Raw genomic sequence first — 22,869 nt, 5'->3', positions numbered from 1 at the left:
GGGCATCTCCGACATGGGCGAGTCGCTGCGCAAGATGATGCAGGCGATCAAGGACACCGACCAGGCCCTCGCCGGCAACTGATCGATTCCACCTGGTGGGAAGGGGCGCTGATCCGCCCCTTCCCACCAGGCTCACGGCATCCACCACCATCCCGCTGAGGAGCGCTCATGACCGACGTCTACATCAAGGTCGATCACCTGAACCGCCTGAACGGCTCGCTGAAGCAGATCCTCGTCGAATTCCAGGATGCTGCCAAGCGCACCGATGACCTGCAGAACCTCATCGACCGGCCGGACGGCCGCTCGGGTCTGCACGACAAGACGCACGACTTCGAGGGCGGCTGGGACGACCGCCGCAACGCCCTCGTCGAGAAGCTCTCCGGCATCCAGGCCGCCGTCGAGAGCACCTGCAAGGGGTGGCAGGACTTCGACCTCCAACTGTCGAAGGACCTGGAGCTCAAAGAAGACGACGGCCGCAACCTGCCGAGGCGCTGACGGGGAGTCATGGACATCTACACGAAGCAGGGCCACCGCGTCCACGTCCTCGCGGGGAACGCGAGCGGCATCACCGAGCGGGGCAAGGAGATCGAGGACCTCGGCGACCAGATGCACGCCGCCGCCGACGTGCTCCAGGAGATCGGCGGCGGTGCGACCGAGGAGAAGGGTCGCTCGATCGAGAAGATCCGCAACGAGGTCGGCGACACCTACAAAGAGCTGCGGCTCGCCGGTGACCGCTACAAGCCGACCGGTACCGCCATGAAGCGGTACGGCTCCAAGCTCGACACCGTCCAGTCGATGATGCGCACGATCGTGCGCGACGCGGAGCAGGCAAAGCGCGACTACGACAGCGCGAAGGAGGCCGCCGACACCGCGAGCTCGACCGCGAGTTCGTCCGCCGACTACGACCCCACCGACGCCACCGCGAAGACGCAGCACCAGACCGACGCGCAGGACGCCCACGACAAGGGAGTCCTCGCGACGAAGGCGCAGACGGCCCTCAACCACCTGCTCGACGACTACGACACCCAGTGGGGCCACTGGGACGAGGCCTACGAAGACGCGCTCGGGGCCATCAACGACGCGACGCACGGCAATGTCACCGACGACTGGACCGACAACCTCGCCGGTGTCGTGGACGTCGTGCTCAAGGTGCTCACGTGGGTGGGTGTGGCACTCGCGATCGCCGCCCTCATCATCGGCGGCCCGATCCTCGCAGCCCTCGCCGCCATCGTGGGCGTGATCGCGCTGCTCGGCACCCTGTTCCTCTATGCGAAGGGTCGCAAGACCCTCACCGACGTCGCCTGGGCGGTCGTCGGCGTGCTGCCGTTCGGCAAGCTCGCCAAACTCGGTCCGCTCATCAAGGGCGGCAAGTTCGCGACGGCCGGCAAGAGCCTCGTCAAGATCCCGTTCGACGAGATCGCGACGCCCATCAAGCGGATCAAGGATCTGCGCGGCCTCGCCAAGGGCGGCGGTGCTCTGTTCCGCTCGGACCTCAGCGAGAAGGCCGCAGCCGGCCTCGCCCGCAACATCCGCAGCAGCTTCTCGAGCTTCGGCGGCGCCGGCCTGCGCAACATCCCGACCCGCATCCTGGGCGGCTCGAGCCGCGCCTACACGCAGGAGTTCGCCAAGACGTTCGCGTCGTTCTCGGCGCACCATCAGCAGCTCATGACGCCCCAGCTGCGGTCGCTGGCCGACGTGGTGTCGAGCGGCAGCAGCGCGCTGTCGCGCACCGAGCAGGTCGCGAACGTGGTCGACTTCGCCGTCAAGCGCAGCCGCATGGTGAACGCACGCGCCAACGACATCGCGTCGTGGGGAGACCCGCAGCCGGTCGACACCTGGCGAGAGCAGCTCGCGAGCTGAGCGGTCGGCGCGGCACCCGCACCCTGAGAGGATTGATCCTGTGACCCCCGAGGATGTGCCACCGTACCGTCTGCTGCTGCCGACCGGATGGGTCGAGCGCCCGGCTGATCGCGAGAGCATCCGGCTGCTCATGGAGCGCACCAGCGAGGTGTTCCGCTCGCAGCACCGGCCCGATCTGGACTCGCAGATGCGCAGCATCCTCGAGCAGGCGTATCGCAAGATGCAGCAGGGACGCGTGTTCGCCCTGTACCTCCAGGAGGACGTCGCCGCCGAGGACGTGCTGCCCATGTCGATCACGGCAGCGCTCATCTCGGGACAGCTGGGCGGCACGCTGGACCGTCAGGTGGCCGCACTGTTCCGCGATCGCGCTGCCGACTTCCTCGGTGAGGACCGGCAGATCGTGCGCTGGCAGGCCGACACGGCAGGCGAAGGCGAGTTCGCGGGCTCGACGGCGCGCGTGGTCAACTACCTCATCCCGGTGCCCGGCACCGGGCGCCGCACAGCGCTCGCGTTCACGACGACGATCCCGGCGCCGGCGACGCGGGACGACGAGGACGACGAGTTCATCGAGCAGCTGACGATGCTGAGCGACACGCTGCTGAGCACCTTCGCGTGGGAGGCCGCCGCATGAGGTACGCCATCTCGTACGACCGCGGCGCGTGGTACCCCGTGCCCACCGGATTCCCGACCGCGGAGTGGGCCGACGTCGCGGAGTGGCGCGAAGGCCTGATCGCCGACTTCGAAGAAGACACCGGCTCGCTCGACGACGATGCCCGAGACGCCGTCCGCGAGCTGGCGGACACCGCTCGCGCCGCCCACAATCCGCGAGCGAGCGAGGTGCTGCTGTTCTGCCCGCGGCGCCTGCTCGAGTTCGGCATCGCGAGCGTGTACTGCGGCACCTTCGAGGACGTGGCTGCGATGCTCGGCCGGCCGGTCACCGAGTCGCTCGACGAACTCGTGCGCGATGACGCCGCCGAGATCCCGCCGGTGGTGGTGCCGTTCGAGACCGCCGAGCTCGGCGAAGGCCGGCGCGCGGCGATCGTGCTCGCCGACGAGGACGGCCGCGCCGAGGGCGCGTTCAACTACGTCTTCCGCCGTGACGACCACCTCGTGTTCGTCACGGCCGTCGCGGACCGCATCGGCGCAGGCGCGATCATGCTCCCGTTCGTCGACGAGCTGGTGCGGGGCATCCGCCTCGAACCGGATGACGCCGTCCCGGTGCCGGCACAACACGAAGGGATCGCCTCATGACCGCAGACTCCCGCGCCGTCTCGATCGCGATGAAGGTCAGCCCGGATCTGATCTACGGCGCGGCGACCGTCACGCGCGACATCGAGGATGCCGCGCTCACCGAGGTCGACCGGCCGGCGTTCGACCGGGTCGTGCCCATCGACCGCCGGTTCGACAAAGAGCTGCGCGCGCTGCGCGACGAGCTGCGCGAGCGTGAGGAGCGGCTGCCCGAGCACCCCGAGGTCGGCGATCGTGTGGCGCTCGACCTCTGGGGGTTCCTGGCGGCGGCCGTCGCGTTCGGCATCGTCATGGCGGGCATGTCGAGTGCATTCACCGGCCCGCTCGCCGCGTGGGTCGCGACCGCCTGCGCTGTCCTGGCCCTCGCCTTGCATGCCGGCAACGCGTGGCTCACCCGTGCTGAGCCGCCCAACCGCAACACCGCCGGATACCTCGGCCTGTCGACCGTGCTGCTCGGCGTCTCGGCAGGCGTTTCGCTGCTGCTCGCGCCCGGGCTGTGGGCCGCGTTCGTGCTGCTGGCGGTGTGCACGATCGTGGTCGCGGCGCTCACGGTACGCGCGATCATCCGCTGGCAGCCGGTCGCACGGGGCATCGCGGCCTACAAGAGCGCTCTGAGCGGCCTGACGGACGAGCTCGGCGAGCGGCTGGCGCAGTCCGCCGCTCAGGCGACCGCTGACTGGGACGAGGCGATCGCGGCCCTGTCGCCCGAACAGCGCGCGGAGTTCGAGCGCTCGCGCGCCGACGGCCTCGCGGCCTTCGCTGCGCGCGACGACGTGGTCCGGCCGGTCGGGTTCGACCAGAACTCGCCGTCCGGGCGCGTGCGCTACGCGGGCGTGAAGCTGTAGTCCTGCGGCGCCCTCAGGCGCTGCGACGCGCCCTCAGGCGCTGTCGGCGCGGATCGACTCGATGACGCCTGAGAAGTCCCGGCCGGCGCCCTCGCCGGCGGCGTACTCCCGGTAGATCTCCCGCGCGAGCATGCCCATGCGCGCCGCCACGCCGGTCGCGTCGACGGCGTGCTCGGCGAGGCCGAGGTCCTTGTTCATCAGCGCGCCGGCGAACCCGGGCTGGTATTCGCGGTTGGCAGGGCTCGTCGGCACGGGGCCGGGGACCGGGCAGTTGGTGGTGAGCGCCCAGCATTGCCCCGACGCGTTGGACGCGACGTCGAACAGCGCCTGGTGCGACAGTCCGAGCCGCTCCCCCAGCACGAACGCCTCGGCGACAGCGATCTGCGACACGGCGAGGATCATGTTGTTGCACACCTTCGCCGCCTGGCCGAGCCCCGGCCCGCCGCAGTGCACGATGCGACGGCCCATGGCCTGCAGCAGCGGCTCGGCCGCTGCGAAGTCCTCGTCCGAGCCGCCGACCATGAACGCCAGTGTCGCGTTCTCGGCGCCGACGACGCCGCCCGACACCGGCGCGTCGAGCGAGCGGTGACCCGCCGCGGCCGCGAGCGCGTGTGCCGCGCGCGCCTCGTCGACGGCGATGGTCGAGCAGTCGATGAACAGCGCGGTGGATGCCGCGACCGCGAGCAGTCCGGCCGCCTGGGCGGTCCCGCGGTAGGCGTCGAGCACCTGCGTGCCGCTCTGGAACATCGTGATGACGACGTCGGCGGAGGTGGCGGCATCCACTCCCGAATCAGCGGTGGCGAGCCCGGCCTCAGCAGCCGCCGCGACGGCGGCGGGGACGACGTCGAAGCCGACGACGTCGTGACCGGTGGCGGCGAGGTTCTTCGCCATCGGCAGGCCCATGTGGCCGAGGCCCAGGAATGCGATCTTCATGTCGACCTTCTTCTTCGTCGCGGCCGTGCGCGTCAGCCGCCGAGCAGCTGCCGGCCGATGATGACGCGCATGATCTCGTTGGTGCCCTCGAGGATCTGGTGCACGCGCAGGTCGCGCACGACCTTCTCGATGCCGTACTCGTGGAGGTACCCGTAGCCGCCGTGCAGCTGCAGCGCCTCGTTGGCCACCTTGAAGCCGGCATCCGTCGCGAAGCGCTTGGCCATCGCGCACTGCATGGATGCGTCGGGAGCCTTGACGTCGAGCGCGGCCGCCGCATCGCGGACGAGGGAGCGGGCGGCACGGAGCTCCGTGGCCATGTCGGCGAGCGCGAACACGACCGCCTGCTTCTCGGCGAGGGGCTCACCGAACGTGAAGCGCTCGTGCACGTACTTGACCGTGCGGTCCAGCGCCCACTGGGCCCCGCCGAGCGAGCACGCGGCGATGTTGATGCGCCCGCCGTCGAGCGCCGACATCGCGATCTTGAACCCTTGGCCGAGGACGCCCAGGATGCTCGACGCGGGCACCCGCACCTCGTCGAGGATCACCTGACGGGTCGGCTGGGCGTTCCAGCCCATCTTGTGCTCGAGCTGGCCGAACGACAGTCCCGGGGTGTCGGCGGGGACGAGGAAGGCGGTGATGCCGCGCGCACCGGCGTCGGCGTCGGTGCGCGCCATGACGATGTAGACCGCGGCCTCGCCGCCGCCCGAGATGAACTGCTTGACGCCGGTGAGCACGTAGTCGTCGCCCGACCGGATGGCGCTGGTGGCGATGGCTGCGGCATCCGATCCCGCGCCCGGCTCGGTGAGGCAGTAGCTGCCGAAGCCCGACATCGAGGTGAGCGGCGGCAGCCACTGCCCGCGCTGCGTCTCGTCGCCGTAGGTGTCGATCATCCACGCCACCATGTTGTGGATCGAGATGTAGGCGGCGATCGCGGGATCGCCCTGGGCGAGCTCCTCGAAGATCGCGGCCGCGTCCGAGCGCGACAGGCCGGTGCCGCCGAAGTCCTCGCGCACGTAGATGCCGCCGAGGCCGAGGTCGCCGGCGTGGTTGAGCGTCTCGCGCGGGAAGTGCGACGCGGCATCCCACTCCAGGGCGTGCGGCGCGAGCTCGTGCTGCGCGAACTCGCGTACGGCGTCGAGGATCGCGGCGCGCTCCTCCGCGGTGAGGGTGGGCGCCGCGGGGTCGGGGGCCGGCGTCGTCTGGCTGAGGGGGGCGATCGTGGTCACCATTGCTCCTTCTCGGATCAGGACGCTCCTTGTGGGGCATCCTGATCAACGCGATCGTGCCGTCGTTGGCACAGTGATGATTTTACATGGACGTCCTTGTATCTGCTCGGAATTCCGGAGATCAGTAGATGCCGCATCCGTTCGCCGCTCGTTCACCGGGGCGACACCGGACGCCGATAGTCACGTCATGCGCCCATCGCGACGCCACCCCCTCTGCACATCCGACTCCGACAAGGAACCCGATGCCTTCACGCGCCTCACGCCGCGCCGGCGCCGTCGCCGCCACCGCCGCCACCGCGGTCGCCGCCTGCGCCCTCGCCCTCAGCCCGCTCGCCGCCCAGGCGGCCATCGTCCCCGACCCGATCTCGTACTCGGCCGCCGACGCCGCGATCTCGCTCGCCCCGGTGGGAACGTTCGAGACCGGCGCCTTCGACCAGTCCGCGGCCGAGATCGTCGCCGCGTACAGTGACCGGCTGTTCGTCGTCAACGCCCTCGCGGGCTCGGTCAGCGTCCTCGACTACTCCGACCCGTCCGCGATGGCCAAGGAGTTCGCCCTCAGCTCGGACGGCGTCGCCAACTCCGTCGCCGTCCGCGCCGACGGCCTCGGCGTCGTCGCCTTCGAGTCGACCGTCAAGACCGATCCGGGTCACCTCGTCTTCTTCGACGCGCGTGCGAAGGATGCCGCCTCCGCCGTCCTGGGCACGGTCCAGGTCGGCGCGCTCCCCGACATGGTCACGATCGCGCCCGACGGCAAGTACGCCCTGGTCGCGAACGAGGGCGAGCCCGCCGACGACTTCTCGTCCGACCCCGAGGGCTCGGTCAGCGTCGTCAAGCTGCCGAACAAGGTCGCAGCGGCCTCTCAGAAGGACGTCAAGACGGCCGACTTCCACGCCTACGAGGCCGGCGGCGGCAAGACGCTGCCCGCGGGTGTGCGCGTGTTCGGGCCGACCCCGCACGGCGACGACCACCCGGTGAGCCGCAACCTCGAGCCGGAGTACATCGCGGTCGACGGCAACAACGCCTACGTGTCGCTGCAGGAGGCGAACGCCATCGCCGTCGTGCAGATCCCGAGCGCGCGCGTCACCGACATCCTGCCGCTGGGCACGAAGGACCTCGGCCTCGCACAGAACGCGCTCGACCCGAGCGACAAGGACAAGGCGTTCTCGCTGCGCACGTACGAGGGACTGAAGGGCCTCTACATGCCCGACGCCATCCAGTCGTACACGGCCGGTGGCAAGACCTACCTCGTGACTGCGAACGAGGGCGACGCCCGCGAGTGGGGCGACTACAGCGAGGTCTCGCGCGTCAAGGACCTGAAGAAGGACGGCTACGGCCCGGTGTGCGCGTCGAGCCCGCTCGCGTCGTTCCTCGGCGACGCCGACCTCGGTCGCCTGAACGTCACGATCGAGAACGGGTTCGACGCCGCGGCGGGCTGCTACAGCGAGCTGTACGCGTTCGGCGGGCGCTCGTTCTCGATCTGGAGCACCGACGGCACGCTCGTGTTCGACTCAGGCTCGCAGTTCGAGCAGCTCACCGCGGCCGCGATCCCCGGCTTCGTCAACTCGAACCACACCGAGTCGAACTTCGAGGGCCGCAGCGACGACAAGGGCCCCGAGCCCGAGGGCGTCGCGATCGGCCAGGTGAACGGCCGCACGTACGCGTTCGTGGGCTTCGAGCGTGTCGGCGGCATCGCGGTGTTCGACATCACCGACCCGAAGGCCCCGCGCTTCGTGACATATGTCAACAACCGCGACTTCTCGGTGTCGGTCGAAGGCGGCGGCGACCTCGCCGCGGCCGGCGACCTCGGCCCGGAGGGCGTCGCCTTCATCCCGGCCGCGAAGTCGGCCACCGGCACCCCGCTCCTCGCCGTGGGCAACGAGGTGTCGGGCACGACCACGCTGTTCGAGATCACGGCGCTCGTCGGGCGCTGACCGCACGCAGCGGGCCCCGTCGGCGTCGGCCGGCGGACCCGCTGCGTCTGAGGGCGCCGGCACGATGATCGATTCCGATCAAGAGGTGGACTAAATCCACTGAATTGAAATAGGCTGATGGCGTGATCGCCGCCGACGCACCCCGGACCGCCGACCCCGTCCATACCGCCGACCCGCTCTGCCTGGATGCCGCCCGACGTGCGGGAGACGCACGCTACGACCCCGACCGGGACCTGCTCCTGGCACCCGCCAAGCCCAACCCGATCCACACCCGCATCGTCACGGGCTCGGCGCACCCGCCGCGCGAGAGCCTGTCGTACGCTCTCGCGCTCCTCGAGCTCGATCGCGCCGGCGACCCCACCGTCGACGGGGAGTCCCGCGCCGCGCGCGCCGCACGTGTCATCGACGCCGTCCTCGCCCTGCAGGACACCGATCCGACGAGCGACACCTACGGGATCTGGCCCTACTGGGCTGAAGAGCCTCTGGCAGAGATGGACCCTCCGGACTGGAACTGGGCCGACTTCCACGGCGAGGTGCTGTCGCTCATCCTGCTGCGTCACTCCGAGCTGCTCGACGCCGACGTGCTCGAGCGCACCCGAGCCGGGTTGCGACACGCGGCGCGGTCGATCATCCGCCGCGACGTCGACCTCGACTACACGAACATCGCGGTCAAGGGCACCTTCGTCACGCTCGCGGCGGGCACCCTGCTGGGCGATCCGGCCTTCGAGGACTACGGCCGCGGACGACTGCGGCGGCTTCACGCCCGGCTGACCGGCGTCGGCAGCTTCGCGGAGTTCAACTCGCCGACCTACTGGCACATCGTGATCCAGGCGCTCACCGCCACACGGCAGTACTTCGACGACCCCGGCATCACCCCGCTCGCCGCCGACCTCGAGCGGCTCGCCTGGCAGCACCTCCTCGCGCGCTGGCACCCCGCGACAGGGCAGCTCACCGGACCGATGGCCCGCTGCTACGAGACCGATCTGCGCGACACCCCCGGTGCGCTGCTGGTGGTGCAGCGCGTCGCGCCCGAGACCTGGACGCGACTCACCCCCGAAACGCTGGCGCCCAATGTCCATGTCGCGCCGGACGCCGTCATCGACTACCGCATCCCCGACGACCTCCGCCCGCTCCTGGACCGGATGGCACCACCGGCAACGGGGCATGAGACGTTCGCCGACACGCACTACATCGACGGGCAGGTCGCGGGCATCTCGGCGGCGGCTGCCGCCGGCATCCCTTCGTTCGTCCTGCCGACGACCGGCACCAGCTGGCGCGACGGCGCTCTGACGCTCGGCACCGTGAACTTCGGCGACACCTGGCTGCAGCGTCGTCCGCTGCTCGGTTTCTGGGCCGAGGCAGACGATGACCCGCTCGACCCGGCGACGCCCGCCCGGCACGTTGGCATCGAGGTCGTGCGCGACGGTCACGGCTTCGCGGGCGGCTCGTTCAGCGCCGTCCAGGACGGCGGCGACGTGCTGTGGGCGGTGTCGCTTGCGACCCCGTCCGGCGACGCGCACATCCACCTCGACGCGATCGCCGCCGGCGAGGACGCGCCCAGCCGCGAGCTGCTCATGCGGTTCCGGATCCGCGGTGTCGATCCCGGCGCGGTGCGCGTCGACGGCATCGCCCCCGGGGCGCCCTCGTCCTTCGACCGCGCGCACCGCGTCGAGGTGCACACCGCGGGCGTGTGGATCGAGTGGTCGCTCGCCGACGCCCGCTTCGACGGCCAGGAGCGCACCGCGCGTGTGCGCGTCGGCGACGCCGGCATCGAGATCGAGGTGCCCTGGCTCGACGTCGACGCCGCGCGCGGCCTCGTCCTCAGCGAGCTCGGCCCGACGTTCGCGGCCGGTCGGCTGCGCATGTCCGCCGAGCCGCAGGAGGATGCCGCGACGACGGCATCCCTCTCGTCCGATGCCGTCGAGCTCACGGCCGGCGGCATGCGCCTGATCGCGCCTGCGCGGCCCGGTTCGCGTCTCGACCACGCCCGGATCGCGGGCCGCAACACCTCCCGCTGACCCCCACCCACGAAGGATCACGATGGCCCAGTTCGACATGCCCCTGGAAGACCTCGAGGCGTACACCCCCACGCCCGAAGAACCGCACGACTTCGACGCGTTCTGGCGAGAGACCCTCGAGTTCTCGCGCGGTCATGGCCAGGCCGTGTTCACCCGTGTGCCCTCGCCGCTGACGCAGCTGATCGTCGAGGATGTGACGTTCCCCGGCTTCGGCGGCCAGCCGGTGAAGGGCTGGTTCCTACGCCACCCGGACGCGGTCCGCGGCACGGTCGTGCAGTTCATCGGGTACGGCGGCGGCCGCGGCGTGCCCGAGCAGTGGACGATGCTGCCGAGCGCAGGGCACGCCGTGCTGGTCATGGACAGTCGAGGTCAGGGCAACGGCGGATCGGCCGCGGCGACGCCCGACCTGGTCGGCAGCGGCCCCTCGGTCCCCGGGCGCATGAGCGCCGGCATCGAGGACCCGCACACCTACTATTACCGCCGGCTCTTCGCCGACGCGGCGTGCGCGGTCGACGCCGCGCGCAGCCACCCCGCCGTCGACTCGGCGAAGGTCGTGGTGGCGGGCGGCAGTCAGGGCGGCGGAATCGCGATCGCCGCCGCCGGGCTCAGCGAGGGCCTGGCCGGGGCGATGGTCGACGTGCCGTTCCTCAGCCACTTCCGCCGCGCGCTGCGCATCACCGACGCCATGCCGTACAACGAACTGGCCCGTTACCTGCAGACCCGCCGCGGCGACGAGGAGGACGTGTTCCGCGTGCTCTCGTACTTCGACGGCATCAACTTCGCACCGCGCGCGACCGCGCCGGCGCTGTACTCCGTCGCGCTCTGCGACAACGTATGCCCGCCGTCGACGGTCTACGCGCAGTACAACCGGTATGCGGGCGACAAGCAGATCGCGATCTACCCGTACAACGGTCACGAGGGCGGGCAGTGGACGCAGTCGCTGCGTCACCTCGCGTTCCTCGACGGGCTGTTCCCGGCGGATGCCGCTGCCCCGGTCGCCGCGGCAGTCGTCGCCGCCACGTCGTGAAGTCCGTACGGCCCGACCGCTTCTGACCGTTCTCTCTCCCACCGCCAGCCCGCGCTACCTTCCCACGCAGAATGAGACCCATGCCCAGCGAATCGTCCACCTCCGTCCCTGCTTCCGCAACCGATCTCGACGCCGCGGTGCTCGTCGTCGGCGGCGGCCCGGCAGGCGTGAGTGCCGCGGTGCAGGCCGCCCGTGCCGGCGCCCGCACGATCCTGCTCGAGAAGAACGGCATGCTCGGCGGCACCACCACGACCGCCGGCATCAACTTCCCGGGGCTGTTCCATGCGTGGGGCGAGCAGGTGATCGCCGGCATCGGCTGGGACACGGTGCGCGCGGCCGTCGAGCTCGAAGGCGCCGAGCTGCCCGACTTCTCACGCACAGACCTGCCGCATTGGCGACTGCAGATCCGTGTGAACGCGCCACTGTACGCGGCGGTGCTGAGCGAGACCGTGGCACAGTCCGGCGTCGACCTGCGTCTGCACTCGATGCTCGCCGGGCTGACGTGGCAAGACGAGGCGTGGCACGCCACGATCGCGGCGAAGGAGGGCCTGCATCACGTGCGGGTCGCGCGGGTGATCGACTGCTCCGGAGACGCGGATGCCGTCGGCCTTGCCGGTCTGGAGCGCCGTCGCAACGAGGCACGACAGCCGGGGACGTACGCGATCCTGCTCGGCGGCTACGACCCCGACTCCCTCGACTACGACGTGCTGAATCTCGAGTTCGATCGGGCATTGGAAGAGGGCCGCATCCTGCCATCGGACTTCGGGGCGCACGGCCGCGTGCTCGAGCCGTTCCTGCGCAAGCGCGGTGACAACGCGATCCACTTGGTGGGCGTGCACGGCGCCACGTCGGAGGGCCGGACCGCTGCCGAGACCGCGGGCCGCGCGGCCCTGCTGCGCATCTACCGGTTCCTGAAGCCGCTGCCCGGCCTGGCGGGGCTGACGGTGACATACGGCGCCACCGAGGTCGGCGTGCGCGAGAGCTGCACGATCGAGGGTCTGCGCAGCCTGACCGGCGAGGACTACCTGAGCGGTCGCGTATGGGATGACGCGGTGTGCTTCAGCTACTACCCGATCGACATTCACCGCCCCGATGGCAACGGCATCGCCAAGACCTACCTCGAAGAGGGGCGCGTGGCCACCATCCCGCTGTCGGCGATGATCCCGGCCGGCAACCGTCACCTGATCGTCGCGGGCCGGTGCATCGCGGGCGACCAAGAGGCGAACTCGGCCTACCGCGTGCAGGCCACCGCGATGGCGACCGGCCAGGCCGCCGGCGCCGCAGCCGCGCTCTCGGCCGCCGGAGGCATCCCGATCGACGGCGTACCGCTCGTCGAGCTGCGCGCCCTGCTCCGCGAGCACGGCGCGATCGTCCCGCAGCCCTGAGCGACGTGCGGTCCCGGCGTCTGCCGGGACCGCACGCCACGATCCTGGTCAGCGGGCGACGACCTCGACCGTCACGACGCACTCTGCGGCGGCATCCACCGTCACGAGGTCCAACGCGTAGGCGATCGCCGGCTCGTCCTCGTGCGTGCGGTACTCGAGCGTGTCCAGGCGCGGCGTCCATCGCTTCACATCCCAGCTCAGCCGCACCGCCGACCGCTCGCCGCGGATGACCGCGCCGCCCGACTCGAGCGATATCGGGTACAGCGACACCAGCCGGTCGACGAACTCGAGCGGGGCGGATGCCGCGAACCGATCCCGCACCTGCATCGTCGGGCCTCGGAACCGCAGTTCTCGCGTCAGCTCCTGCAATTCCGGCACGTCGTACCCTGCCCGCAGGTCGAGCGTGAGCTCGGCGCCTTCCGGCGCGACCGACACCCGCTCCACGACGGCACGTGCGAGCGGTCCGTGGTGCTGCCGCACTCCCCCGACGATGGGCACGCTGTGCCCGTGCGACCCGGCCGTGGGCACAGCGTAGCGGTACTCCTCGAGGAAGTAGCGACCGTCGTACAGGCCCATGCCGAGCTCTGAGAGGAGCGGTTCGCCGGCCACGGCGAACACGAACGAGCCGAGATCGTTGTGGTTGTGCGGCTCGGCGTTGTTCCCGCCCTTCGCTGCGAACCCGACCTCGACGCTGTCGCCGCCGCTCTCGGCCATGCGCCGCGCGACGAGCCATTCGGCGTCGGCGAACCAGCGATCGGGTGCGAGGGGCAGATCAGCGTCGGGCGAGGCATCCCTCGCCCACACGAACGTGCGCACGAGAAGACCCCAGTTGTGCGAGGTCTCGGGCTGCTCCGCCCACAGCTCCACAGGCGTGTGCGGCACCGTGGGATCGCGACGCTCGAGAAAGGTCACCATCGCCGGCGACACGACGCCGAACGCTGCCGAGTCCGAGAACGCTGCGACCGCGCGGCCGCCGAGCGACACCTGCGCCGCGAATCCGGCGACCACCGCGACCTTCTCGGCGCTCCACCTGTCGGTGCCTGCCCAGAGGTCGACCCCTCGGCTCTGCCGCAGCGCCTCGGCGTACATCACGAAATGGCCGAAGCCGTAGCTCCAGTAGTTCAGGCCCTCGACGCACACGCCGTCGTCGCCGTAGCCGTCCATCATCGCGCCCATCGCAGCGGTGCAGCGGTCGAGGATCGCGTCGAGCCCGGGCGTGTCAAGGTGCAGCGCCGCGATGCCGACACCCGCGGCGCACACACCCGACCAGTTCGTCTCGACGGTCTCCCAGAACCACTCGCGCTGACGGAACGGCGTGAACACGCGCCGTTCGACCTCGCGCTCGATCCTGCTGCGCACCAGCGGGTGCAGGCGCCCCTCGAGAAGGTTCGCGATCTCGGCGAGGAAGAAGGCTGTCTCGGCCGAGAACAGGTCGATGATGTCGTCGTGCGGAATCTCGGGGTGCGGCGCCGACAGCTCAGGGATGTGCGCCGGCAGCGCCCACGCGTACTCGTCGCAGATCGCCCAGATCGCGTCCTCGGCTTCACTGATCGGCACCTCATCGCTGAGCAGCGCGCCGATCGCCGCGGCATACAGCCGGCGCCGGCGGTCGAAGTACGCGTTCTGGAACGCCATCCGGTCGTCGTCGACGTCGAACCGCCGGTACAGCGCGAACCCGAGGGTCGGGATGGGCGTGCCGATCGCGTCGAGCGCGCGACGCAGGATGCGGTCTGCGGATGCCGCCACCCGGCCGTTCGAGATCGGCCGACGCCACAGTGCCGGGTCGCGTCCCTCGGCGAAGACGGCGGCCGGGCCGGCGGGGGCGACGGCGGTGGCGGATGCGGCATCGGGGCCGGCGGGGGCGTTCATCGGGTCTCCTGCTCTGCGGGGTGGTCTGCTCTGCGGGGGTCAGGGGTTCGCGAAACACGTGGCGCCCGGGTTCCATATGCTGCTCTGCGGCGCCGGAAGGAAGCTCCACGACAGTCGTCACACCGTCGGGGACGACGACGTCGAGCACCAACTCGCCGTCGGCGATCCGCCACAAGACCTCGGTGCGCCCGAACGTCAGCTGTCATCGTGGCCCTCGGAACGTCGGATTCAACAGTCAGACAATTCAAGCGGTGATCGCGAACTGCTGCGCGGTGAGCGGATGGCGCAGCGGCTCGCCCGCCGCGAGTCGCGCCACCTCGGCGATCGCCTCGGTGCCCAGGCGCGGCACCTCGTTGCCCACGGAACCCGCCAGATGCGGGGTGAGCACGACGTTGGGCAGGTCCCACAACGGGGACTCGACCGGCAGAACATCGGGTTCGGTGACGTCGAGCACGGCGTCGATGCGCCCGGTCTGCAGCTCGGCGACGAGCGCGTCCTGGTCGACCAGCGCGCCGCGGGCGGTGTTGATGAACACCGCCCCGTCGCGCAGGCGGCGCAGCTGGGCCGCCCCGATCATCCCCTCGGTCTCGGGGAGGTGTGGCGCATGCAGTGAGACCACGTCGCACGCGGCGAACAGGTCGTCGAGCCCGGCCGTGGTCACCCCCAGCAGCGCCGCGTCATCGGCATCGAGGTAGGGGTCGTAGACGCGGACGTCGAAGTCGAAGGGTCGCAGCAGGCCGAGCAGACGTCGCCCGATCTTCGACGCCCCGACGATGCCGATCCGTGCGCCGAACGCGCCGCCTGTGAGCGAGTCGATCGGAAAGCCGGCACGCGCTGCGCGGTACTCCCGCTCGGCGCGGAACACCGCCTTGGCCGACAGGAGGATCATCGCCAGCGAGTACTCCGCGACCGGACGACCGTTCTGCTCGGCCTGCGACGACACCGCGATGCCCCGCGCGAACACTCTTTCGTCGACGAGGAAGCGCACGGTGCCGGCCGCATGCACGATCGCGCGCAGGCCGGGTGCGTGCTCCACCCAATCCCCACTCTGCGCGTAGGTGCCCCAACCGGTGAGCACGATGTCGGCGTCGTGCAGCCGTTCGTAAGCGAGCGGAGTGTCGAGCGCTCCGCCGGCGGGACTCACCGTCACGTCGGCAAGGTTCAGGAGGCGTTGCCACGCGCTCGGGGTGAACAGCCGTTCCCGGAACCGGGGCGGGATCGCCACCAGGACGCGGGGACGCGGGGCGCCGGAGATGCTCATGTGGGTCGTGCCTATCCTCATCGATCTGTCTCCCGGGGCCGATCATGATCGCACCGGCATCCCATGTCGTGTCATTGCGCGCGGGATGACCGCGTTCGACCAACGCAGTGCCCCTCGTCCGCCAGCCCGCCCGCACTGCCCCGATCACGCCCTCACGTCCTGCCGGTATGCGAGGGCGTGGTCCTTGCGCGTGCCGACCGTGGTCCGCGCCGACACCCGCAACTCTTCCCCGTCGACCGGCAGCGCGAGGTGCGCGACGTCGTGGTCGAGGCGCACCGAGACCGAGGCGACAGGGGTAGCGGCATCCACTCCCGACACGCGCAGCGAACCGGCCGCGAAGGCGGCGCCGACCTCGCTCAGCACGAGATCGTGAGGGGTGGATGCCGCCACCCACGGGATCGCGATCGTCAGGGTGCCGTCGGCCCCGCGCTCGACGCGCGCGGCCCGTGGGGAACCGCCGAACTCCGCCGCGGCGAGCGCCCAGTCGATCCGCACCGCATCGGTCGTGACGCGCAGCGTCGCGCAGACGGCAGCGGCCCCCACGGGCAGCTCAGCTCCGTCGACCGCGACGTCGGCATGCCCGTCGACACCCGTCAGCGTGAACCGCACCGACAGCCCGGTGGTCGCGCGCGTCTCGCCCGGGACGATGCCGTCGAGGTGGATGTGCTCGTCGCCGCCGGGGCACGCGAGGCCGAACGCCCACAGCACCGTCCCGTCGTGCTGGGCCGAGCTGAACGAGCCCGCCGCGAAGTCGTGGCCGTCGCGCACGACGGCCGCCGATACCGACCGCATCGGCGACGTCAGGTCGTGGATGTCATCGCCGGGCTCGACCCAGAAGCCGAGCAGCACGCGCCGCTGCGCCCACGTGTCGCTGTGTGCGATCGAGCCCAGGGTGGCGGTATCCGACAGCCATGTCGTCCCGACGGCGGGCAGCACCACCGCGTCGCGGCCGCGCACGTCGGCGGCGGACACCCCGGCGTACTCCTCGTCGAGGTGGTGGACCTGCGAGAAGATCTCGACGACGGTGCGGGAACCGTCGCCGACGGCCGACAGGAGCGGACGCAGGTCGTCGGGGACGCGGTAGTCGACGACGGCGCTGTGCGCGAGGCCGACCGCGGGACGGATGCCGCCGGCATCCGTGACCGTCCAATGCTCGGGATCCACGCGCTGCAGGATGAGCCGCACGCCCTGCGGCCGCAGCTCACCCTTGTCGCGACGCAGATCGGTGTCGTAGCAGCGGGCCATCGGGCCCGAGAGCCGCCCGGTCTGTGGATGCCAGCGGCGGAGGAAGTGCCCCCACGTCAGCCGTTCGAGCTCTTCGGCGAACCCCCGCACTGTCGCATCCGACACGTACTGACGGATCTCGGTGAGCGCCTGCAGCACGACGACCCAGTACGTCGGGGAGTTGTACTCGGCGAACGTGCTCTGGGCCACCAGCCGGTCGCGCATGCGGCGCACCCGTTCGACGGCGGCTACCGCGATGGCGGCGTCGCCGGTGAACTCGCCCGCCGCGAGCAGCACGAACGAGCCCTTGGCGACGACATTCGTGTAGTCGATGTCGACATCGCGGCGGATGATCGATTCCGCCGCATGGCGCAGTCCTTCGCGGGCGTCGGCCGCGACCGCGGGCGAGAGCCGCGCGTCGTGCCGGTACAGCACGAGGGCGATGAGCTCGCCGATGAAGTCGGCCCAGTTCCAGTCGGGCGGCGACATCTCGCTGAGTGGCTCTTCGGCCCAATAGGGCCAGAGGCCGTAGGTCGGGCTTTCGGGGTCGCGGTCCTGCAGCCGCAGCACGGCACGCAGCACCCGCTCACCCCGGTCGATCCGCCCCGCTTCGAGCAGTGCCAGCGCGTACGTCATGCCGTCGCGGACGAAGTGGGCCTCACCGCTCACGATCCTCGTGTGGATCGGGTTGTACGGCGCCGGCACGAGCATCAGATCCCACTCCGGGTCGAACGCCGCGTCACCCGCCTGCAGCGCGCCCGCCAGCATCGCGGCAGTCAGCTCGCCCACGCCCTGCTCCGAAGCCTTCGTCACGGTCTCCATCGTCTCTCTTCTCGTGAGGTCGCCCGGGCGGGCGGACCCGCCGTCGAGCCCGCCCTGCCGGAGTGCCGGCGGCATCAGCAGGTGCCGCCGTCCTTCCATGGGCTCTTCTTGCCGGCACCGGGCTCGTCGCCGCGGGTCCACCACTTCGCCGTCCAGCGGTGCCCGCCATGCACGACGGCTGCGCCCGTGTCGTACGCCCCCGACGTCGTCCACGCACGGGCGTCGCCGGCGGCGCACGCGGTGGGAGTGCCTTCCTCGGCCCACGCGCCGGTCGCGAAGACCCCCGGCACCTCGCTCGCAGCCGCGTACCACTGCGCGACGTACACGGCACCTTCGTACGACACCCGGTCGCCGGCCGCGTAGGTGCGGTCGGCGTTCCAGGCCGCCGGCAGCACACGGACGGTGTGGGATGCCGTCACGCCGGGCGCCGCAGCAGCGGTCGCGGTCACCGTGACCGTGCCCTCGGCGATCGCGTGCAGGGTGCCGTCGTCCGCGACGGTGGCGGCGGCCGGATCGGACGACGACCATGCGACGGCCTGGTCGACGCCCTCGGGGGCGACTGCGGCGGTCAGCGCGAGGTCGCCGCCGACGACGACGGACTCGCCGCCGAACACCTGCACCGACTCGGGAGCCGGAGCCTGGGGAGCCGCGCTCGCGAACGTGAGTGGCAGGTGCTGCGTCACGTCCTTGGTCTTGCCGATGCCCGAGGCCCACTCCACGTAGCCCATCCGTACGCCGTTCGCCGCGTCGTTCACGAGGAACGAGTACGAGAACGATTCGGATGCCGCATCCACACCGATCTGCGCCCATGTGAGCGGAACCGTGTACGTCGTGGTCCTCGCGGCGTCGTCGCGCACCACCTCGGTGCCCGGGAGGGTGACCGCGGCCGCCGGCGACGAGAACTTGTACGTCCCCACCCCGGAGGCCAGCAACGCCACACCGTATTCGACGCGCGGGCCGTTCGCGGCGGGAGGCCCCGGGGCGAACGAGAGCTGGATGGAGTCGCCGTTGTAGAGCTGCGACGGGGCACCGGCGGGGTTGTGCGCCGGATCGTTGATCACGGCGTGCACGACGATGCCGGCGTCGGTGCGGCCGACCCACATGGTGCCGCCGACCGTGGGCTCGGACTCGTTCGAGAGCTGGATGAATGTTCCCGTGGTGTCGAGGTCGGCCGCCGAGTGCGCCTCCCCCTCGGGCACGACGGGCGCGAACGTCGTCTTTCCCGACACCGTGCGCTGGAAGCCGTCCGAGAACGTCACGGTCGCCGCGTAGTCGTACGGCGTCCACAGTGCGTAGCCGGTCACATCGAACGCCAGCACCTGCGTCGAGCCGGGCGCCACTGTCACGCTCTCGGGCGCGTCGCCGGCGATGTCGCCGACGTTCCAGGTGAGGCCGTCGATCACGAGCGGGGTCTCGGTGCTGCGGTTGTCGATCGACACCGCGAGCTGCGCCGAGCCGTCGTCGGCCGAGAACAGCGGCCTGGCGGTGACCGTCGCCTGATTGTCGACCACGTTCACCGGCACAGCGATGTGGGCCACGGCGACGCCGCCGCGCATGACGTCGACGCCGACCTGCGTCTGACCTGCCGCTTCGATCGCCGGGGCGGCGAGCGTCGCGGTGGTCGCCTGTCCGGGCTTTGACGGGACCCGCACCTGCGTGCTCCCGGTGCGGAACGTGACGAGGTCGGTCGACGCGTTCAGGCGCGCCGTGTTGTCGACCGTCACGGTGACGCCGAAGCCCTCGGCGAGCGCGACCACCGCCGGAGCGGTGGCCGCATAGGTCGCCTCGAGCGGCGAGGCCACATCGGTGACCCCGCCGCCGGTCACGTAGACCGGCTGAGCGCCAAGGGTGAGCTCGACCACGCCGCCCTCAGGTGCGTAGGTCGTGCTCGCACCGAACAGGTCGGTGACGACGACGTCGCCCGTCGAGGCGACGTGCACGGTCTTGGGCGTCGATGACCACAACACCCACGTGGCAGTCCCGGAGGCATCCGCGTACTCGTAGGCGTATGCCCCGGTCTCGACGTCGCCGGTGCCCACGTAGGCGAGGCCGTCCAGCATCCGCGTCAGCACGGCGTAAGCGACGTAGCCCTGCTTGGGGGCGAGCGACGTGAGCCCGTCGCCACCGTTGCGCAGCAGGCCGAACCTGTGCTCGCGGTTTGCGTTGTCGGTGCCGTCCTCGAGCAGGTCGTAGACGAACATCTTGTCGACGCCGGCCGCCTGCAGCAGCACCGAGCCTCGTACCAGGTATTTCGCCTGCTCGGCGTCGGTGTTGATGGCGGATGCCGTCGACCAGCCGTACTCCGTCATCCACAGCGGCTTGTCGGCCCCGTCGTTGTAGTCGCGGATCAGCTGAGCGAGCTGCCTGGCTTTGGCCTCGCCCCGGCCCTCGGGGGCGTTGGGGTAGTCGTAGTTGTGGACCGAGACGACATCGAGGTAGTCGAGGCCGCCGAGCTCGAACAGCCGCGTGAGCCACGGCAGGTCGATCCCCGCGATCGCGGGCCCGACCACCGTGGCGCCGGGCACGGCCGCCTTGATCGCCGTGGAGGTCGGGGCGAGCACCTGCAGGTAACAGTCGGCCGTCCGGCCGCAGCGACCGTCGTTGAACCCGATGTTGTACTCGTTGTAGACCTCGTAGTCGACCTCGGTGCCGTAGTGCGCGGCGACCGCCGCCGCGTACGCGGCGTACCCGGCGATGCCCTCGGGCGTGCTCGGCGTGAGGTTGTCGTCATAGAACTTGTTGCGGTAGTCGAGGATGAGAAGCGGCCGGGTGCCCTGGGCGATGATCGCGTCGATCTTGGCGTCGCGCGCCGCGTCGAACGTGTAGACGCCCTTCGTCTGCTCGACGCTCGACCAGCTGAGATCGAAGCGCGCGCCCGAGGCGCCCACGTCACCGAAGACATCGGCCTGTGCGGGCTTGGACTGCAGGTGGTCCGAGACCGCGAACGCGGTGTCGTGGCTGCCGTCTCGGTCACCGAGGATGGCGAACGACGTGTTCCGGACCACCGTTCCGGCATCGACCGAGACGCTCAGGCCGTAATAGCCGAGCTCCAGCCCGGTGAAGCCCAGCGTCGCCGTGCCCGCGGCGGTGGCGGCATCCCCCGTGTCGAGAGTCGTGCCCGCGGCGTCGGTCAGGGTCCACTGCACCGACGCGCGGTTGCTCGCGACCGACACCTGGGCGCCGGACGCATCGAACAGCATGACCGGCGTGCGCACGCTCAGCGTCGGGTCGGTGGGCACCGGCGTCGTCGTGTAGTCCTCGAAGCCGGGGTTGGCGATGAGGTTCTCGGTGGTGCCCGACTTCACCATCGACAGGTCGTCGACCCAGTACGTGCCGGTGTTCTGCTGGATGGCTCGGTAGTTCAGCGCGGTCTGCGTGTCCGTCGTCGTGTAGGTCCAGGTCGACTTGGTCCAGTCGTACGTGCCGCCGGGGAACGTCTGGCGCACGGTCCAGTCCGGGCTCATCACGAACTGCAGCGGCCCCGATGCCGGGACGTCCTGCGCCTTCGTCCAGGCCGTGAACTCGTACGTCGTCGACGGGGTGACCGTCACGGTCTGCACGACGCCGCCGTACACGTTCGCGGCCTTGGGCGTGGTGTCGACGAGCTTGAGCGCGGCGGACCCGCCGTGCGTGACCGCCGTGTCGGCGGTGCTCGTGACATCGGCACCGCCGTTGATGTACGCCTTCCACGAGGCGAACGTGTGCGATTCGGCGAGTCCGGCGTGCGCCGGCAGCGGAATCAGCAGGGATGCCGTCAGCGCGGCGATCCCGATCAGGGCGGCCCAGACAGTGCGCGTACTCGCGCGGGCAGCGGTGTGCTCCATATGTACTCCCTCGTACAGAAGTGGGGTGACGTGGTGAGTGCAGCTGTGGGATCAGGAGGTTGGTCTAACGCTTTCCCAACAGACGGTCACCGACGCTAGCACTGCCAGCGCCGTCAGATCAAGACTTACTCACGTCACCTGCGAAACCGCTTGACCAGCGCACACCTCGATACAGCCGGCACCTGCACCAGGACGCGTCAGAGCAGGTGATCGATGACGGCGAGCAGGTCGTCGATCTTCGACCGCGTGACGTCATCGTCGGGAGCCACAGTGGTGCGGCCCACGTAGAGCGTGGGGGTGATCGCCCACGTCCCCGCGCTCGTCGACGAGGGATCGATCAAGAACTCCGCCGCGGCGCTGCCGAGCGCACCGAGGTCAGGGTCGATCGTCGTCAGGAACTCGGTCCTGCGCCACTTGGGCTCTTGCAGGAAATGGTCGTGACCGACGAGCGCGACGTCCTCGGGGACACGCAGGCCGCGGGAGCGGAAGCCGGCGAACGCGCCGTACGCGATCGGGTCGTTGGCGCAGAACACGGCGTCGAACGGTTCGCCGCCGTCGATCAGTTCGGCAGCCGCCCGGTACCCCCATTCCTTCGACCAGTCCCCCATCAGGGGCGCGTCGCCGACCAGCCGCAGCCCCGCCCCAGCGATCGCGTCGGTGAACCCGCGCGAGCGCTGCGCCGACCCGTACTCTGTGCCCTCGGTGATGTGCGCGATCCGGCTGCGGCCGATCGACAGCAGGTGCTCGGCAGCGAGGCGCCCGGCCGCGTAGTCGTCCGGCAGGAACGATCGGTCGGTCGCTGCGTCCGACGTGCAGAACGCGTACGCGACGGGGCATGAGATCTCGTGAGTGATCGACGGATACGGGTAGTCCGGACCCGAGCCGATCACGAGCACCGCGTCGACGCGGCGCGCGTCGAGCGCCCGCACCTGCTGACTGCGCAGACGCCGGTCCTCTTGCGAATCCAGCACCAGGGTGGCCAGGCCCGCGGCAGCAAGTCGACGTTCGGCGCCTCGCAGGACCATGCTCGAGAACACCTCCGAGCCGTCCTCGATGAGGATGCCGACCAGTTCGCTCTGGCCGTTGGCGAACGAGCGAGCCAGAGCGTTGGGACGGAAATCCAGCCGCTCGGCCGTCTCGCGGATGCGGGCCCGCGTCTCGTCGGATGCGCGCCCCGTGCCGTTGAGCACCTTCGACGCGGTCGACAGCGACACGCCCGCCGCGGCCGCCACGTCCGCGAGCGTCGTCGCCTTGCGAACCATCACGACCTCCCGAAAACTCCGTATCTCAGCAGTCTAACGGTTTCCCAGATCACTCCCGAAGAATGCCTCGGAATGTCGAATTCGTAGTTGACAAGCCGAATCATGCTGTGCATCATGAGGTGGTCAAGCGGTTT

16 protein-coding genes and 1 pseudogene are annotated in these 22,869 nt (G+C 70.4%); 9 read left to right on the top strand and 8 right to left on the bottom strand.

Going from position 1 to position 22,869, the window contains the following annotated elements; all coding sequences use genetic code 11:
* Window positions 1-168 precede the first annotated feature (168 nt).
* From ABEA46_RS02395 to ABEA46_RS02375, 5 genes are read left to right on the top strand one after another with little or no spacing between them, the layout of a single operon-like run.
* Complete coding sequence (locus ABEA46_RS02395) at window positions 169-495, top strand: hypothetical protein (RefSeq protein ID WP_345542731.1); 327 nt, start codon at window positions 169-171, stop codon at window positions 493-495.
* A 9-nt stretch (window positions 496-504) separates the two neighbouring features.
* Complete coding sequence (locus ABEA46_RS02390) at window positions 505-1,860, top strand: hypothetical protein (RefSeq protein WP_345542730.1); 1,356 nt, start codon at window positions 505-507, stop codon at window positions 1,858-1,860.
* Window positions 1,861-1,900: 40 nt separating this feature from the next.
* Complete coding sequence (locus tag ABEA46_RS02385) at window positions 1,901-2,491, top strand: hypothetical protein (protein ID WP_345542729.1); 591 nt, start codon at window positions 1,901-1,903, stop codon at window positions 2,489-2,491.
* On the top strand, window positions 2,488-3,111 hold the full coding sequence (locus ABEA46_RS02380; RefSeq protein WP_345542728.1) for a hypothetical protein: 624 nt from the start codon (window positions 2,488-2,490) through the stop codon (window positions 3,109-3,111). The genes ABEA46_RS02385 and ABEA46_RS02380 overlap by 4 nt, the downstream gene beginning before the upstream one ends.
* The gene (locus ABEA46_RS02375) at window positions 3,108-3,953 is read left to right on the top strand and encodes a hypothetical protein (RefSeq protein WP_345542727.1); all 846 of its coding nucleotides are present in this window, start codon (window positions 3,108-3,110) and stop codon (window positions 3,951-3,953) included. Before ABEA46_RS02380 ends, ABEA46_RS02375 begins: the two co-directional genes overlap by 4 nt.
* Window positions 3,954-3,986: 33 nt before the next feature.
* Here ABEA46_RS02375 and mmsB read toward each other — a convergent pair whose 3' ends face one another.
* Both mmsB and ABEA46_RS02365 read right to left on the bottom strand, forming a co-directional pair.
* Window positions 3,987-4,886, bottom strand: coding sequence for a 3-hydroxyisobutyrate dehydrogenase (gene mmsB, locus ABEA46_RS02370; protein ID WP_345542726.1), 900 nt, complete (start codon window positions 4,884-4,886; stop codon window positions 3,987-3,989).
* Between the two features lie 32 nt (window positions 4,887-4,918).
* A complete protein-coding gene (locus tag ABEA46_RS02365) occupies window positions 4,919-6,115 on the bottom strand; it encodes an acyl-CoA dehydrogenase family protein (protein WP_345542725.1) in 1,197 nt (398 codons plus the stop codon).
* A 239-nt stretch (window positions 6,116-6,354) separates the two neighbouring features.
* On the opposite strand from ABEA46_RS02365, the gene ABEA46_RS02360 reads away from it, so the two are divergent.
* The 4 genes from ABEA46_RS02360 to ABEA46_RS02345 all read left to right on the top strand — a co-directional run bounded on the left by ABEA46_RS02360 (window position 6,355) and on the right by ABEA46_RS02345 (window position 12,473).
* The gene (locus tag ABEA46_RS02360; protein WP_345542724.1) at window positions 6,355-8,043 is read left to right on the top strand and encodes a choice-of-anchor I family protein; all 1,689 of its coding nucleotides are present in this window, start codon (window positions 6,355-6,357) and stop codon (window positions 8,041-8,043) included.
* A gap of 122 nt (window positions 8,044-8,165) precedes the next feature.
* Window positions 8,166-10,061, top strand: coding sequence for a hypothetical protein (locus tag ABEA46_RS02355; RefSeq protein WP_345542723.1), 1,896 nt, complete (start codon window positions 8,166-8,168; stop codon window positions 10,059-10,061).
* A gap of 22 nt (window positions 10,062-10,083) precedes the next feature.
* The gene (locus tag ABEA46_RS02350; protein WP_345542722.1) at window positions 10,084-11,088 is read left to right on the top strand and encodes an acetylxylan esterase; all 1,005 of its coding nucleotides are present in this window, start codon (window positions 10,084-10,086) and stop codon (window positions 11,086-11,088) included.
* Between the two features lie 80 nt (window positions 11,089-11,168).
* Window positions 11,169-12,473, top strand: coding sequence for an FAD-dependent oxidoreductase (locus ABEA46_RS02345; protein ID WP_345542721.1), 1,305 nt, complete (start codon window positions 11,169-11,171; stop codon window positions 12,471-12,473).
* A gap of 48 nt (window positions 12,474-12,521) precedes the next feature.
* Here ABEA46_RS02345 and ABEA46_RS02340 read toward each other — a convergent pair whose 3' ends face one another.
* The 6 genes and pseudogenes from ABEA46_RS02340 to ABEA46_RS02315 all read right to left on the bottom strand — a co-directional run bounded on the left by ABEA46_RS02340 (window position 12,522) and on the right by ABEA46_RS02315 (window position 22,735).
* Window positions 12,522-14,342: a heparinase II/III domain-containing protein gene (locus tag ABEA46_RS02340; protein WP_345542720.1), complete on the bottom strand. Its 1,821-nt coding sequence runs from the start codon at window positions 14,340-14,342 to the stop codon at window positions 12,522-12,524.
* 76 nt (window positions 14,343-14,418) lie between these two features.
* Window positions 14,419-14,541, bottom strand: a pseudogene (locus ABEA46_RS02335) (alpha-L-rhamnosidase C-terminal domain-containing protein); the annotation flags it as partial.
* Between the two features lie 45 nt (window positions 14,542-14,586).
* Window positions 14,587-15,603, bottom strand: coding sequence for a hydroxyacid dehydrogenase (locus ABEA46_RS02330; protein WP_345542719.1), 1,017 nt, complete (start codon window positions 15,601-15,603; stop codon window positions 14,587-14,589).
* 144 nt (window positions 15,604-15,747) lie between these two features.
* Window positions 15,748-17,748, bottom strand: coding sequence for a hypothetical protein (locus tag ABEA46_RS02325; protein WP_345542718.1), 2,001 nt, complete (start codon window positions 17,746-17,748; stop codon window positions 15,748-15,750).
* Window positions 17,724-21,473, bottom strand: a complete 3,750-nt coding sequence (locus tag ABEA46_RS02320) for an Ig-like domain-containing protein (RefSeq protein WP_345542717.1) — start codon at window positions 21,471-21,473, stop codon at window positions 17,724-17,726. Before ABEA46_RS02320 ends, ABEA46_RS02325 begins: the two co-directional genes overlap by 25 nt.
* A gap of 197 nt (window positions 21,474-21,670) precedes the next feature.
* Window positions 21,671-22,735, bottom strand: coding sequence for a LacI family DNA-binding transcriptional regulator (locus ABEA46_RS02315; protein ID WP_345542716.1), 1,065 nt, complete (start codon window positions 22,733-22,735; stop codon window positions 21,671-21,673).
* Window positions 22,736-22,869 lie beyond the last annotated feature (134 nt).

This window comes from Microbacterium jejuense, from assembly GCF_039544225.1.
GTDB lineage: Bacteria > Actinomycetota > Actinomycetes > Actinomycetales > Microbacteriaceae > Microbacterium > Microbacterium jejuense.
The sequence above is the reverse complement of the archived record's forward strand: the minus strand, read 5'-3'. Positions and strand labels throughout refer to the sequence as shown.